The sequence below is a fragment of the Pedobacter sp. genome (assembly GCF_040513095.1).
In the GTDB taxonomy this organism is placed as follows: domain Bacteria; phylum Bacteroidota; class Bacteroidia; order Sphingobacteriales; family Sphingobacteriaceae; genus Pedobacter.
Genome location: NZ_JBEVDX010000119.1, coordinates 1 through 15,324 on the forward strand (window position 1 = coordinate 1; position 15,324 = coordinate 15,324).

The window sequence follows — 15,324 nt, forward strand, 5'->3', positions numbered from 1 at the left end:
TATCCTGCTGAACAAATCTTTTTGCCGGTATGTTATTGGTTTATATTATCAATAGACATGGAAAACAAAGATCAACTGATCATGACTGCACAAGCCATGGTTGCAGACTACAAAGGTTTAGTCGCAATAGATGAAAGCGTAGCAACGTTGAATAAACGTTTCGAAGCTGCCGGTATACCCCAGACAGAAGCTTATAGAAGAGCATACCGCGAGGTGCTGATCAGCACACCGGGAATAGGTGAATATATCAATGGAGCGATCTTATTTGACGAAACTGTACACCAGCAAACACTGGCAGGTGTTCCTTTTCTTAAAGCACTGGAGCAAGCAGGTGTGATTCCCGGAATTAAGCTCGATGAAGGAACAGAAGATCTTCCTGGTTTCCCCCGGGAGAAAGTAACAAAAGGCCTGGATGACCTTGCTGAACGTCTGGTTAATTACCAGAAACTGGGCCTTAAATTTGCAAAATGGAGAGCTGTCATACTTATTGACGGAGCATTGCCCTCAGAAGGCTGTATAGTAAGTAATGCGCATGCCCTGGCTCGTTATGCTGCTGCCTGTCAGCAAGCCGGTATTGTGCCTATTGTTGAACCTGAAGTTATCATGGATGGCGACCATACAATAGAACGCTGTGCAGAGGTTACAGAAAAAGCATTGCGGGAATTATTCAATCAGCTGAACCTGTTAAAAGTAGAATTACGGGGCTTGATTTTAAAACCTAATATGGTATTGCCCGGCAATGATGCGACTGAAAAAGCAAATGCGGATAAAGTGGCTGACCTGACAATTGCAACACTATTGAATGCTGTGCCTGCCACAGTTGCTGGTATAGCTTTCCTTTCAGGCGGACAAGATCCGGAAACTGCCTCTGCAAACCTAAACGCCATGAACTACAATTATAAGTCGAAGTTACCGTGGCCGGTTACCTATTCGTTTTCGAGAGCCCTGCATCAGCCAGCACTGGAGATATGGGCAGGAAAGGATGAGAATGTAAAGGATGCCCAGGCTTCATTCCTGGAACTGGGGAAAGCAAATCAACTGGCCAGAAGGGGAGAGTTAATCCAAACAGGTATTAGTCTGTAACATTGAAATTGGCATTGAAGATCGTAGCCACCTCTCCTGGGATGAGCGGTTTTTTCAATAATTTAAGCACATATGAATTCGCTTCTGCCTTGCGGATATCGCCAAAGTCCAGTGTTGATGAAAGCATCGCCACCTGACAGCTGGCCTTCCATTCTTCGGGCAGAAGCTTATAATTATCCAAAAACTCAAAGCCATCCATTTCGGGCATCTGGATATCCAGTAAAATCAGGTTTGGCAATTTATCCAATTCTCCGGCATGCATGGTAAAGTAGTTTAGCGCTTCTTCACCAGACTGGCACTGGATGATTTCATCGAATAGTTTGGAAATCTGAATGATCTTGGAATTGATCTTCAAGTCAATTATGTTATCATCAATCAGCATTATCCTGACCGGTCTTTGTATGTTAATTAGCATTCGGAATAGTAATTTTAAACGTCGTACCCTGATTCAGGGAAGACTTCACTGAGATTTTCCCGTTCATCTTATTTAAAGCTTCTTTTACGATAAATAACCCCATACCGCTTCCTTTGTTGTTCTTAGTTTTAAAAAACTGGGTGAATATTTTTTCCAGATGTTCATTAAGTATACCGAGGCCATTATCTGTAATGGAGATTTCGGCAGAAAATGGGTTCACATCTATCGCAATATCTACAATTTTATGGTCTTCGGTATCTTTCTGGTATTTGATGGCATTAGAGATGAGGTTACCAAGAATGACTTCCAGTCTGAACGCATCCCCTATAAATGGATGGGGCTGGTTAATATTGAGTTTAAACTGTGTATCCCTGTCTGTATAGGAATACAGATCAATGATATCATCTACCAGTTTTTTGAAATTAATTTCCGATTTGTCTGATAAATTTTTGTTGTTTTTGTAATACTGCAGTGTTTTCTGAATGTAATAGTCGAGCTTATTAGAACAGGATTCGATCAGTTCCCAGTATTCCCCGCTGGAATTATACAAGCCTTCCATTTTTACCAGATTAACGATGCCGATTACCGAAACCAATGGGGCACGCAGTTCGTGTGAGATGCTGTAAATAAACCTGTTCAGTTCATCATTGGTTTTTTCAAGTTCTTTGACTTTATTTCTGAGATCTATTTTTGAACGGTAGGCATCATGTGCATTTTTGATCGAATTGTGCAACTCAAGATCGTTCCAGGGCTTTGTGATATACCTGTATATATCACCGTGGTTGATCGCGTCAGCAAGGGCAGAGATATCAGTGTAGCCTGTTAAAAGAATCCTGACAGGATCAGGATAGGTATCAGTTATGCTTTTAAAAAATTCCACACCTGTAGTTTGCGGCATTTTTTGGTCAGCAATAATCACTTCAACCGGTAAGTTTTCCAACACTTTTAAACCTTCCGCCGCAGAATTTGCTGTGTAAATTTCATATTGTCTCCTAAAACTTGCTTTAAATGCGAGAAGATTATTTTCTTCATCATCAATATATAAAACTTTAACAGGTGAGCGAGTCATATTATCAGTGTGTTTACAGGCAAGGTAATAATAAAATCTGAACGTTATTTACTTTGTAACAACATAATAATGGCTTTTATGTTTTGACTGCAAAATTTAAGCAGATTATTTATTATAAACGCAAAGCATACTTTTGAAGTTTCTTTGTATGATAGTATTTGTGTCATTAGTTTATTATTTAACGTTAAAGTTGTGCTTCAGAAAAATATGACAGAGGTATTAAAATAAATACACAGCCATAATGTGATTAAACTTCAAAATTGATTAATTTTACTATTATTTTTAAATTAATATGAGCTGGTTTAGGCGAACTGCTTTTTAATTTAGCAGCTGTTATGGTCAATTGTATTTACTTCCGGCAGGGCGTAAGATCTGAATGGCCAATAATAAATTGGATGGAATTTATTTCTATAAAATGATTTATTGTAAATTACACATATATGTCAGCAGATAAAATAACAATTCTTTATGTAGACGATGAAGAGAATAACTTATTTTCATTCAAAGCTACTTTCCGTATCAAGTACCAGGTACTGGTGGCTATCAGTGGCGAAGAGGCATTGAAAATTTTAGCGGCAAAAAAAGTCCATGTAATTATTACCGATCAGCGCATGCCCGAAATGACAGGTGTAGACTTCCTGGAAAAGGTACTTGAAAAATTTCCTGACCCGATGCGGATACTGCTTACCGGCTATGCCGATATGAATGCTGTGGTAGATGCAGTAAACAAAGGAAAGATCTTCCATTACCTGGCCAAACCATGGAATGAGGAAGAACTGGACATGACAATTAACAGGGCTTACGAGAAATACCTTGAAAAGGCCGAGTTAACTGATATGAATGAAAAACTGGTAGGTTCCAATGACCAGCTGGAATTTATGCTAAGACAAAGACTACTTTCGTAGGAACGGGATTTCTCCCGGTCTCTACGTTGATTTTCTGATTAAATGGCAATCACCTTGTGAATGATAGGCAGTTGCAGAACAAACTCTGTTCCCTCTCCTTCCGCACTGTTTAACTGTATTTGCCCATTGTGTTTTTTGATCGTATTGTAAGCGATAGACATTCCCAGACCCGTACCTTCTCCAACATCTTTTGTCGTAAAGAAAGGTTCAAAAATCTTTTTCTGAGTCTTCTCATCCATCCCCGTTCCATTGTCTTTGATGCTGATGTAGATATATTCCTCATCGTTTGTCGTAGTAATGATAATTTCGCCACCGGAATGATCACCAAATTGTTTTTGTACGGCGTAAGCACCATTTGAAATGATATTAAGGAAGACCTGGTTTAGCTTTCCGGCATAACACTCAATAGGCGGAATTTCACCATAAGCTTTAACTACTTTGATATTGTTGTTGAGCAGGTTGTTCGCGATTACCAGCGTAGAATCGAGACCTTCATTGATATCTGCAACTTTCAGATCATCTTCATCCAGTCTGGAGAAGATTTTCAGTCCTTTAACGATTTCTGCCGTTCTGCTGGCCCCTTCTTTTATGCCTTTCAGCAAGTCATTGATTTCCACGATTAGATAGTCAAAATCCAGGTCTTGCTTATACTCGGCAATCTGGCTTTGCTTTTCCTCCAGCGGCGACTCCGATAAGCTTATATTTTCGATAAATGCGAAGGCTTCAAACATCATGTCAACATCCCTTTTCAGTGGTTTGATATTTGCTGTCACAAAGTTGATCGGATTGTTGATCTCATGGGCAATTCCGGCAGTCAGCTGACCAAGAGATGCCATTTTTTCTGATTCCACCAATTGTGACTGTGCCTGTTTGAGGTCTTCGAGCGTTCTGCCCAGTTCCAGATTTGACTCCCTCAGTTCAAGCGTACGTTCGTTTACCTTCAATTCGAGCACCACATTTTGTTCGCGGATGATCCTCTCGTTTTCCTGTAATGCCCTCAGTGTCTCTTCCTGGGATCTTTCTTTGTCAGCTTTAAAGATGTTGATCTTGTCGGCCAGCGCAAAAGAGAGGAGGATAACTTCAAGCGCAGATCCGATTGTGATACTGTAGTTGGTAAATACGTTATAAGAGAATACATTGTAATCCTTCAGGATCCATATAATGATACCAAGAATCAGGGGCATCCAGGCAATCAGAAAGAACTTTGCAGGTCTGTATCCTGTTCTGGCGATAGTAACTGCAATGATTAACATATACAGCGATACAATACCGGCAAATAGCTGCAGGATCTGATAGGATACAAAAAGATGTCCTTTGATGGTGAGCCCGATTACCACCGCATATACTGCATAAAGTAAATAGGCTATTTTATCCAGTTTCGGAATAAATTTAGAGGTCTGCAGGAATTTACGGGTGAATTCTACCCCGCTGATATTTACAAAAGCCGTCAGCAGGAAAAATGACCGGGTTGCCAGAAAGCTGTTATTTGGCCATAGATAATGAAAGGAATAACCTTCGATGGTTGCCTGCGCCAGACCAACAATGAAAATATAGATGACGTAGTATAAATAGATAGGATCCTTTACCGAGAAATAGATAAAAAGGTTATAGAAAAACATCACCAGAATAATCCCGAAGAAAATCCCGAAGAAAATGTTCTTGGTGAGGTTGCTGTCATCCATATGCGCCCTGTCGCCCAGAAATATAGGCATCTGCATCTCGTGTGTGGATTTTATCCTGGCGTAATAGGTAGCTGTAGAATCAGTTTTGATTGGCAGGTTATAGATGAATTTATGATAGTTGTTTGCCCTGGCGTGGAAGGGATAAAGCTCGCCGCTTTGATTGAGCTGCCACTCTCCGTTTTTCTTATAATAGAACTGTATATCCTGTATGAGCGACTGATCGAACTCCAGCATAAGGTCTTCTTTAGGGCTCACATTATAGATGGATATCTTTAACCAGACAGGTGTTTTGATCATTCCGAAGTCGGGCACATTTGATGAGGATCTCAGAAACTGATCCTGCTCCTGTATGCTTTTTAAGGTTTTGGTCCCTGAGGAATCAATATAGTATTCAATCTTGTTGCCTATGGTTTGGATACCTTTGCTGCCATTGTATGTAACCTGTGCCTGTACGCCTGCTGTAAGCAGCAGGAAGAACGACAGAAGAAATGTCTTACAAGCGGTGTGTATGTTCATGTAGCTTTTCTGAAAATAAAATGGATTAAACATTATAGGTAAAACAAGATTCGAGAGATCTTCTCAGCGACCTCAAACGGGGTTCTCCTGCTTTGGCTAATCTGAAGATGAAAACAGGCTGTTTGTTACTCAGTTCGGGTAACAGCAGATCTAATTCTTCAGCAAGTTCCTTCACCTGTTCGTTATAAAATTCATCACCGGCCAGGGCTTCACTATGTGCCAATCTGGCAAGCATAAACACCAGCTGAGAAATCGGCTGGAAAGACACACCAGCGAGGTTTGCTTCTATCCATATCCGTTCTACTGCAGTTCCTCCCTGTAAAAAATCGATTTCTGAATATGCTGGCATGGTGACAATTCCCAGTGCTGAAGAAAAGGAAACGGATTTGTTGACTGATCTCGTAAAGGCATTGCCTCCTTTGAGTTGTCTTAAAAACGTGATCGCACTGGTGTCGCTGGCAATCCGTAAAGCAGCCAGTTCAGAATTGGATGCCCCTAATGTGTAAACGTCCAGCCCATCCCTTTTTTCATTGGTTTCCTCGGCAGTCCAGCGCAACTCATTGGTAAAAGTATCATAGTGTCCCCTTGGATGGATAATCCTCAGCATTTCCGCTTTTGCCAGCAACTGGCCAAGTTTTTTCATCAATGCGTCGTCTTCAATAATCAGCAGCTCTGCGCCATTGTAACTGGCAATCGATGATTTTATTTTGTCATAAAAATCTTTTGGCAAGGTTTCCTTTACCGTGAGTTCCCTGTTTGTTACCCGGATGCTCAGTCCCGCCTCAAGATGTTTTTTAAGATCAGGGTTTTCAGTTGGGGAAAGCCGGATATGGGCAATCAGACTGGTATTGTTTTTTATTGGGAAAAAAGTATTCGAAACCTGTAAGCCCATAGCTGCAGCTTTGATCGTAATATTTTCTACAGCGGCACCAATAGCTATATAAGAGCCAAGGTGATTGAAATCGAGCAGTGAATGCGAGAAGTGGGCATCATGGAAGATAAATAATCCTTTAGCCGTATACATGAATTTCCAGGGCTGGGCATTTCCGCCGGAGGGGGCATTCATACCTGCTTTGACAATTTCAGAGACTACCTCATCAGCTAAAACATGCGCTTCTGCTGCTCCATCAAAATCCTGTAAAACCTGCAGCATTTCTGCGCTGGTCAATTCCGGAGGGCCGAAGTATGAATCCGGAAACTGCCCGGCTGTATCGGTTTCTTTATCCTTTACCAGCTCATCCATATCTACATAGTATCTTCCTGATTCGTGGAAATGATCCAGCAGGATACGCCGGCATACATCCGTGGTTAATGCTCCGCCCAATACTACTGAGGAGGCCAGCTGCGGCCAGGTATTAATAGATTGTTCTACTTCCATCATAGAGGCTTTGAGCCTGGTGGAGATGGTTTCGGCACCTACCATTTTCAGGATGTAGGGAATCTTTTCTTCATTTGACAGATCTTTGATATTGCTTGGATCCAGTCCGTCGGCCAGTCCATGCAGTATCGGACGTTCAGGCTCAAGGTCAAATCTTTCCACATCCAGCATGCCGCGGTCATTTGTATCCATAACTACCGGGATATTCAATTCACGCGCTTTATAACGGCTTTCTATTTTGATATCAATACCATCACAAACTTCAATAAACAGGTCCAGTTTGCCATCCCCGGTAAAGAACTGGTCCATGTTCCCTTTGTGGAGGCCGTCATGGAATAATTTAATACGGATGAATGGATCAATTTCCAGGATTTCCCTGGCAGCAATGATCGTTTTGTTGGTGCCCATGTTATGCAGCCCTGTGCGCAGGCGGTTCAGGTTACTCAGCTCTGCCACATCGAAATCTGCAAGTCTCAGTTCGCCGCATGTGCGTTCCATGGCCATGGTAAGGGCAATAGACTGGCCTACAGACAGGCCAACTATACCTATTTTTTTTCCTTTTAACAGATCCTGTTCTTCTTTAGTAATCTTAAACTGGTTACGGTTGGTACGTACCTTAATAAATTCTTCTTCGTCCAGTAAATGCACCAGCCTCCGGCTCCATGGGTAATATACCCAAACCCCATATTCGTCTAAAGACCGTCCGTTTAAGTGTTTGGAGATTAAAGCCTCATATTCATCGCTTTTTATCCTCACAGATGGATTCATACATTTGATGAGTTCCTGCAGCTGACTGTAAATTTCATTATGCGCAAAGGATACCTTGCCTTCTGCTATTAAATGTTCAAGAGCCTGCTGATCTGCATCGATATAGGTTCTGAAAAAAGATGGGGTATAACTGAGCTTGTTTTCTGAACTGGAGGAAAGAAGAGTTTCGTTTAACATGAGTGCCAAATATGATATTGTTGTTAGGGAATAAGTATAGTGAAGAACTGGGCAGCGGCTTTAAAGTATATCTATTTCATTTTCGTTGATTTTAGTCTTTAGGAAGGTTTTATGGGCTTGGGAGATCACCTGTTCAAGGTCCCACTGATCGAGGTTCGGTATCTGGATCTCATAGTGGATGGTGATTTCTTTCCTTCGCAGGATTTCGAGGCGTGTGATATTTAAGTTTTCGCGGATTTTCAGGATTGCGGTTTTATCTTCTTCATAGGCCTTGCTCAAAACCGGTACGTCTTTCAAAATCATCGTGGTAGCTACCAGATCGAGTTTTGGATAATAGAATGTACCTTCATTCCCGATACTTTTTTCAATCTCCATACCTACTGCCACACCCGGAGGGATGGTATAGGGTGCGCATAAGGCAAACAGCGACTGGATACCTATCTGGAAAGATATAGCAGCTGCAGCACGGATCAGAAAGATAGAACCGATTCCGTAACCTGCAATTTCGCGGGAGTTCCACAAACCGCAGAGTTCGCCTGTGCCAAATTGTGCATGTTTCCAGACCAGGTCGTATATCCCGGTATCCATGGCACCGGTGGCAGATTCAATCGGCAAAGGTTCCGATCCCCCTGCAACATGTACACGTGCACCTCCATAAACCTTTTTCCCGTCAAGGGATTCAACAACAATGACAAAAGCTGCTGGATTGGTTGTCCATCCGTTTTTTGAAGAAGTCACTTTCGTAACACCTATACTCGTTAAAACATGTGTGTGGCCTTCAACAAACAGAGCGCAGGTTTCGGGGTCATCAATTGCTCTGAAAGCTCTAAGCCTAACCTCTGGATTTTCTTTATTTAAACCATCCTCCATTTTACAGGCTTTGAATAAATGACATTATGAATAATTGGGCTTTCTTGCTTTGTTTAATCGCGCTCATTGAATGATGTATGAATAAAGTTAGTGGTATTACCAGGTTATAAGCAAATTTTTTGCTGTGATTATCAGCTGATTATAAGTTGCCTCTTCATGAGGCTCCTAAATTCTAAATATACTATAAAATATACTGCCAAGTTAAGTTTGATATTATATTTTGATAAATTAATGTTCAAATTAATGCTTTAATTGCAGATATGATGCATCGTAAGGTATAATTTACATTTAAGAGCTGCCACCAGATGTTTTATCTCAAATAAATTCTTTGAAACCTATAAAAGCAATATATTTAAAGAAAATCTAGCCCAAAATCCAATGAGCACCGATAATCCAGTTAATGTTCTTTATATAGATGATGAGGTGCATAATCTTAACGCATTTAAAGCAAGCTTCAGAAGGACGTTCAGTGTCTTTACTGCTGAGTCTGCAATGGAAGGCAAAAAGATTTTAGAGAAGGAGCCCATCCATGTGATCCTGTGCGACCAGCGTATGCCAGGCATGACGGGCATAGAGTTTTTAGAGTCTGTTATTCCCGAATATCCCGATCCAATCCGCATTCTGCTGACAGGTTATGAAGATATAACTGCGGTTATAGATGCAATCAATAAAGGGGAGGTTTATAAATACATTCAGAAACCCTGGAATGATGATGACCTGCGTATCAATATTGAGAAGGCCTTTGAGATATATTCCCTGAGAAAAGAGAACAAGGAACTGATAGAGTCTTTACTGATCGTTAACAAGCAGCTTCAGTTTTTGCTGAGGCAAAATCTCCTTTAGCAGGTGTTTAGCTAAACCAAATGTGCTTTTTTGCGTTGTATGTATTTAGTTTCAGGTCACATCCTTCTAAATCATGAGCGCAACATATGGAAAACATTAAAAATATAGGTTTGAAAACCCTGAAATGGGTTGGGATTTTTATAGCATCAATACTTTTCCTGATGTTTATCATTCCACTTCTGTTCCCCGGAACTATTTCCGAGCAGGTAAAAATATTTGCGAATAAACGCCTGGCAGGAAAACTTGATTACAAAAGCACACATCTCACCTTTTTCAGGCATTTCCCCTCTCTTACAGTATCTGTGGATGAACTGTTGTTGCTGGGTTCAAAGCCCTTCCAGCAGGATACATTGCTTTCAGCAAAGGAAGTTGCAGTGGGTATCAACCTGAAAAACCTGATTTTTGATGCTGAAGTGAAGATTGATGAAATCTACGTGACAGATGCTTATGCAAATGTTTATATCAACAGTAAAGGGCAGGCCAATTATAACGTATATGTTTCCACGCCCTCTAAAAGTCCTAAGGATACCACTGAAAAGGGCACGTCCATCAAGCTTGACCTGATCAAATTCAGAAACTGGCATATCAAATACAATGACCACCCGGCTAAAATATTAGTAGATGCTATAGGATTGAACTATACAGGGGAGGGTGGACTGAGCGAAGACATCTTCGACCTCAAAACCGATCTTGAGATCGACCAGCTGAATTTTAGCCTGGACCGGATTTGGTATGCACAGCAGAAATACCTGCATGCCGACCTGATTACAAGAATCAATACCGATGCATTAACCTTCGTGCTAAGGAAAAATGAATTGAAGATCAACGATCTGCCCCTGAAATTCACGGGTTTCGTAAGTATTTTAAAAGACGGGTACAACCTCGACATAAAAGCTGCCTCAGAAAAAACAACCATTCGTGATATGATCTCTGTACTGCCGCCACAATATCTTGATTGGGCAAAGGATACCAAACTTGAAGGCAAAAGTGATCTGTTCTTCAGTCTGAAAGGACAGTTTAGTGAACCGAGAAATGTAAAGCCAAGATTTACAGCACGTCTGCTGGTGAATGACGGTCTGATTTCAAGTACAAAGGCTCCGGTACCGATGAAAAATCTTAATGTCGACCTAAACATAGATTTCCCCTCACTGGATACCGAACAACTAGGGCTGGATCTTAAAAGATTAAGCTTTGACCTTGGTCCTAAAAACAGTTTCCGTGCGGTTGTAAAAACCAAAGGATTAAACGAAATGACGGTAAATGCGGATATCAAAGGTGCTGTCAACCTGCAGACACTGGATGAGGCGTTGGGGTTAAAAGATCTTGAAATCAGGGGTTTAATGAATGCTGATGTAAAAGCAAACGGTATTTTTAATATGGACAAAAAGCTGTTTCCGAAAACCAATGGATTTATTGATCTGAAAAACGGCTGGCTAAAAACTACTTCTTACCCAAACCCGATAACGAATATCAACCTGACGGCCAACATCAAAAATACAGATGGTACTTTCAGCAGTCTGGGTGTACAGCTGGATCCTTTTAAATTTGATTTTGAAGGAAACCCGGTATTTGTTAACGCAGATTTAAAGAACTTTGAAGATTTGCTTTACAAAGTCCGCGCAAAAGGGGTATTGAACATTGGAAAGATTTATCAGGTCTTTAAAAGAAAAGGAATTGATGTCAGTGGATTGATAACCGCGGATCTTTCTCTTAATGGCCGTCAGAGTTATGCCACCACTGGTCAGTACAGTAAACTTGATAACAAGGGTACCCTGATCCTGAAAAACATAAAAGCAAATACTGCATATCTGCCGAAGCCGTTTTATCTGAAGGAAGGTAACTTTCAGTTTGAGAATGAAAAAATGTGGTTCAGGAAGTTTTATGCTACCTATGGTAAATCTGATTTTTCACTGAATGGTTACCTGCTCAATACGATTAATTATTTTATCGAGCGTAAGGGAACTCTCCACGGAAACTTTGCCCTGCATTCCAATTATATCCTGGTGGATGAATTTATGGCACTGAAGAATGGTGACAATGATGATAAATCCATAGAGCTGGAGTATGCGAAAGCTGAAAACCCAAAGAGCAGTGGTGTAGTGATCGTTCCGAAAAACCTGGACGTATCCCTGGAAGCTGATGCGAAGAAGGTTGAATTTAAGGGATTGCCCATTAACCAGCTAAAGGGTACAGCTTCTCTGAAAAGCGGTCAGATCTTCCTGAAGAATACTTCATTTGATATTGCAGGTAGCAGGATGACAATGGATGCACGTTACAAGGATGAATCCCCTCTTACAGCCAATTTTGATGTGGCATTTAAAGTGCAGGATTTTAATGTACAAAGGGCATACAAAGAAATCGATATGATGCGCCAGCTCGCAACCTCTGCGAAAGATGTTAGCGGGATCGTTTCAGTGGATTATAAGTTGAAGGGAGATTTTGATGCCAATATGAATCCTATTTATCCATCACTGGAAGGTGGGGGAGTAGTGAACCTCAGGGATGTGGCCGTGAAAAACTATAAAATGTTATCTGTTATCGGCGATAAGGTTGGGGCTGATGCATTTAACAATCCTGATATGAAAGGTGTCAATATTGAAACAAATATCAAGGATAACCTGATTCATATCAAAGAATTCGGCTTTAAGGTTTCTGTACTCAGACCTGCTATCAGCGGGACTGTCAGCCTTAACGGCTTGCTGGATGTGCTGGTGAAGGTGGGATTACCTCCTGCTGGCTGGATAGGCGTGCCTGTTGTAGTGACAGGAACCCAGGAAAAGCCTCAGATCAAGGTTTTCAGCAGAACAGGTCAGGGAATTGTAGATGCTCTGTACAACAGAAAAACCAATAACGTGATCCGCGAAGAGAAACGCGCCCAAAAGAAATCAGGAAGAGAGCAGCGTAAAGAGAAGAGAGCGCAGGAAAAGAAAGCCAAAAACGCAAAAGAAGAGGTGGAAAAAGATGTAAAAAACTAGGAGCATTTTATTGAATCTTTGAGATTCATAAGATATGCTTTGGTATTTCTAAGGCCAGCAACTTTCCTTGTGACGACATTTGGGAGATCATTTCATAAAAAATCACGGTCATGAAAACAAAAGATCAAACAATTGCCGCACAGGAGGAAATAGTCACATTATTTGTAAAAGTAGCTGCCAAACCGGGCAGTGCAGATACTGCCCGGGAGGCGCTCAATGCTGATGTAAATGGCGCAAGAACTGAAAGCGGCAACTATAAAATGGAACTTTATCAGGTTGAGGGCGATACGGATAACTTTTACCTGATTGAGCGCTGGCAGAACCAGGCTCAGCTTGAATACCATTTTTCGCAGCCTTATACGGCGCGAGCTTTTGCCCTGCAAAAGAACGATCTCAATGAGCCTATTCAAATGAATTATCTTACAGATCTCTGGCCCACTGCGCAAAACCTGCAAAAGGAAACTCACAGGCCACTTACAACGTTGATTGTTCCTTTTGAAATAAAGCCCGGTAGTGCAGATGCTTTTATCAGTCTTTGGCAGCAATTTGTACCCGCTGTAAGAAATGAACCCGGAAATGTAGATTTTCATTTTCATCGGGTAAACGGCAGCGAAACCACCTTTGTGCTTTATGAACGCTGGGAAAACCAGTCTGACCTCGATGCGCATAACCAACTGGCAACAACAGCTGAAATGATTGATGCGATAACACCGCTGCTCAGCAAACCAGTGATGGAATTTATCCTGTTTGTGAAGGATAGGGGCTAAGGGCATATCACCGGAACGTTACAGCTGATGATAAATATCTTTTTATACATTTAGGGGCTAAGGCCGTTTTAAGACACTTACTGGATTGTTAACGGTTACAATAAAATTAGAAAACCTAAAGAATGATGAAAAGAAGGCTATTGTTTGCATGGATTACGCTCATTACCTGCTCAACTGCGCTTGCCCAAAAGACACAACCGCAGCCAAATATTATATTTATACTGGCCGATGACCTCGGTTATGGTGATGTTGGCGTATATGGGCAGAAGCAGATTCTTACCCCTAATATAGACCAGCTCGCTAAAGAAGGAACCCAGTTTACGGACTTTCATGCAGGTGCACCTGTATGTTCTCCATCACGTTGTTCACTAATTACCGGATTGAATTCCGGGCACGCTACGATTAGAGGCAATGCCACCGATCATGGCGGAATTGGCGGAAAGAAAGGTAAATCAGTAGTTTACCGCGCAAATATAAGTAAAGATGATTATACAATTGGCAACGTGCTTCAGGATGCCGGATATACTACCTCCCTTGTTGGGAAATGGCATATTGATGGTTACGATTCTTTGGCAACGCCTTTGCAGCATGGTTTTGACAAATTTACAGGTTGGCTGATTAACAAACCCGAAACTTATGCCAGTACCTACTGGCCGGAGAAACGCTACCGAAATGGCAAAATAGTCACCATTGAAGAAAATACCAATGGCAAGAAAGGATACTATGAAACCAACATCTGTACGGATGAGGCGCTGCAATACCTGGCGGAACAGAAAAAAAATACGAAGCCATTTTTCCTGATGCTGAATTTTAATAATCCGCATTCTCCTCTTGATGTGCCCAATCAGGCTGTCTTTAAAGATAAAGCATGGCCGGAAGATATGAAGACTTATGCTGCCATGGTTTACTTCATGGATCAATCGGTGGGCAAGATCAGGGATTACCTGCTGAAAAGCGGGTTGTCGAAAAACACAATTGTTATCTTCACTTCTGACAATGGGCCCAGGTCTGAGCCTACACCACAGCTATCTGCTGTTGCAGATTATTTTGATTCCCGCGGCCCTTTAAAAGGGTTTAAACGTGATATGTACGAAGGAGGAATAAGGGTACCCTTTATCGTATGGTCTCCTTTGCTCAAAAATGCACCTAAATACAGCAATGTACCAGCCTACTTCGCTGATATCATGCCTACGTTTGCGGATATCTCAGGAAAAAAAGGGGGATACAGAACAGATGGCATCAGCGTGTATCCTGATATGAAAGGTGGAAAATCTGATCGCGAGCGTTTTCTCTACTGGGAATTCTTTGAAAATGGTTTTGAACAGGCTGTGCGCTACGGTAAATGGAAAGCGGTAAAACATAAAAATAGGCTGGAGCTATACAATCTTGACGAGGATATCGCAGAAAATAATGATATCGCAGCCGCCCATCCGGATATTGTAAAAAAAATTGAGGAATATCTTTTGACAGCAAGGACAGAATCTCCTTACTGGTCAGCAAAATAATAACCTCTTAGCTCAAGATATTGCATAAAACTATCAAATAAATTCCCCTCAGCTTTAGGAAGCCGAAGGGAATTTATTCTTTTAAAAAGACAGCGGGATTACTGCCCGCTACCTTGATTATCTGGGCTCCTACGGAGAGAAAAGCGATCAATATTGCCATCGTGCCTGCAGCGGCGACATGCCACCACTCTAGTGATATTCTATAGGAGAAGCTGTTCAATCAGTTTTTAGTAATAAGAAAGGCAACTGGAAAGGCAATCCCAATTGCTGTAAAGATCTCTTCAATAAAATAAGCTGATAACAAATAGAACATTCCTGACCTGTTACAGCCCAGCACTTTTCTTATTGCTATTTCTTTTGATCTTCTTTCC

11 protein-coding genes are annotated in these 15,324 nt (G+C 41.4%); 6 read left to right on the top strand and 5 right to left on the bottom strand.

What is annotated here, in order from left to right:
* The coding region (locus ABWY16_RS13670; RefSeq protein WP_353905202.1) for a class I fructose-bisphosphate aldolase at positions 1-1,083 on the top strand (1,083 nt) is incomplete at its 5' end.
* Here the strand turns inward: ABWY16_RS13670 and ABWY16_RS13675 are convergent.
* On the bottom strand, positions 1,073-1,498 hold the full coding sequence (locus ABWY16_RS13675) for a response regulator (protein WP_353905203.1): 426 nt from the start codon (positions 1,496-1,498) through the stop codon (positions 1,073-1,075). The two genes, ABWY16_RS13670 and ABWY16_RS13675, sit on opposite strands and share 11 nt — an antisense overlap.
* Positions 1,488-2,567, bottom strand: coding sequence for a hybrid sensor histidine kinase/response regulator (locus ABWY16_RS13680; RefSeq protein ID WP_353905204.1), 1,080 nt, complete (start codon positions 2,565-2,567; stop codon positions 1,488-1,490). The genes ABWY16_RS13675 and ABWY16_RS13680 overlap by 11 nt, the downstream gene beginning before the upstream one ends.
* Positions 2,568-3,007: 440 nt before the next feature.
* Here ABWY16_RS13680 and ABWY16_RS13685 point away from each other — a divergent pair, with 440 nt between their 5' ends.
* Positions 3,008-3,472 (top strand): response regulator, encoded by a 465-nt coding sequence (locus ABWY16_RS13685; RefSeq protein ID WP_353905205.1) that lies wholly within the window; start codon positions 3,008-3,010, stop codon positions 3,470-3,472.
* Between the two features lie 38 nt (positions 3,473-3,510).
* On the opposite strand, the gene ABWY16_RS13690 is transcribed toward ABWY16_RS13685, so the two are convergent.
* The 3 genes from ABWY16_RS13690 to ABWY16_RS13700 are packed head-to-tail and all read right to left on the bottom strand — an operon-like array spanning position 3,511 to position 8,863.
* The gene (locus ABWY16_RS13690; protein ID WP_353905206.1) at positions 3,511-5,670 is read right to left on the bottom strand and encodes a sensor histidine kinase; all 2,160 of its coding nucleotides are present in this window, start codon (positions 5,668-5,670) and stop codon (positions 3,511-3,513) included.
* Between the two features lie 25 nt (positions 5,671-5,695).
* Positions 5,696-7,993 (bottom strand): Rv1355c family protein, encoded by a 2,298-nt coding sequence (locus ABWY16_RS13695; RefSeq protein ID WP_353905207.1) that lies wholly within the window; start codon positions 7,991-7,993, stop codon positions 5,696-5,698.
* 60 nt (positions 7,994-8,053) lie between these two features.
* Positions 8,054-8,863 carry a hypothetical protein gene (locus ABWY16_RS13700; protein WP_353905208.1) on the bottom strand — a complete coding sequence of 270 codons (810 nt, stop codon included), beginning with the start codon at positions 8,861-8,863 and terminating at the stop codon, positions 8,054-8,056.
* A gap of 378 nt (positions 8,864-9,241) precedes the next feature.
* On the opposite strand from ABWY16_RS13700, the gene ABWY16_RS13705 reads away from it, so the two are divergent.
* From ABWY16_RS13705 to ABWY16_RS13720, 4 genes are all read left to right on the top strand, one after another.
* A complete protein-coding gene (locus ABWY16_RS13705; protein WP_353905209.1) occupies positions 9,242-9,706 on the top strand; it encodes a response regulator in 465 nt (154 codons plus the stop codon).
* Positions 9,707-9,792: 86 nt separating this feature from the next.
* Positions 9,793-12,681 (top strand): AsmA family protein, encoded by a 2,889-nt coding sequence (locus ABWY16_RS13710; RefSeq protein WP_353905210.1) that lies wholly within the window; start codon positions 9,793-9,795, stop codon positions 12,679-12,681.
* A 110-nt stretch (positions 12,682-12,791) separates the two neighbouring features.
* Positions 12,792-13,448, top strand: coding sequence for a putative quinol monooxygenase (locus tag ABWY16_RS13715; protein WP_353905211.1), 657 nt, complete (start codon positions 12,792-12,794; stop codon positions 13,446-13,448).
* A 122-nt stretch (positions 13,449-13,570) separates the two neighbouring features.
* A complete protein-coding gene (locus tag ABWY16_RS13720; protein WP_353905212.1) occupies positions 13,571-14,953 on the top strand; it encodes an arylsulfatase in 1,383 nt (460 codons plus the stop codon).
* Positions 14,954-15,324: the final 371 nt, after the last annotated feature.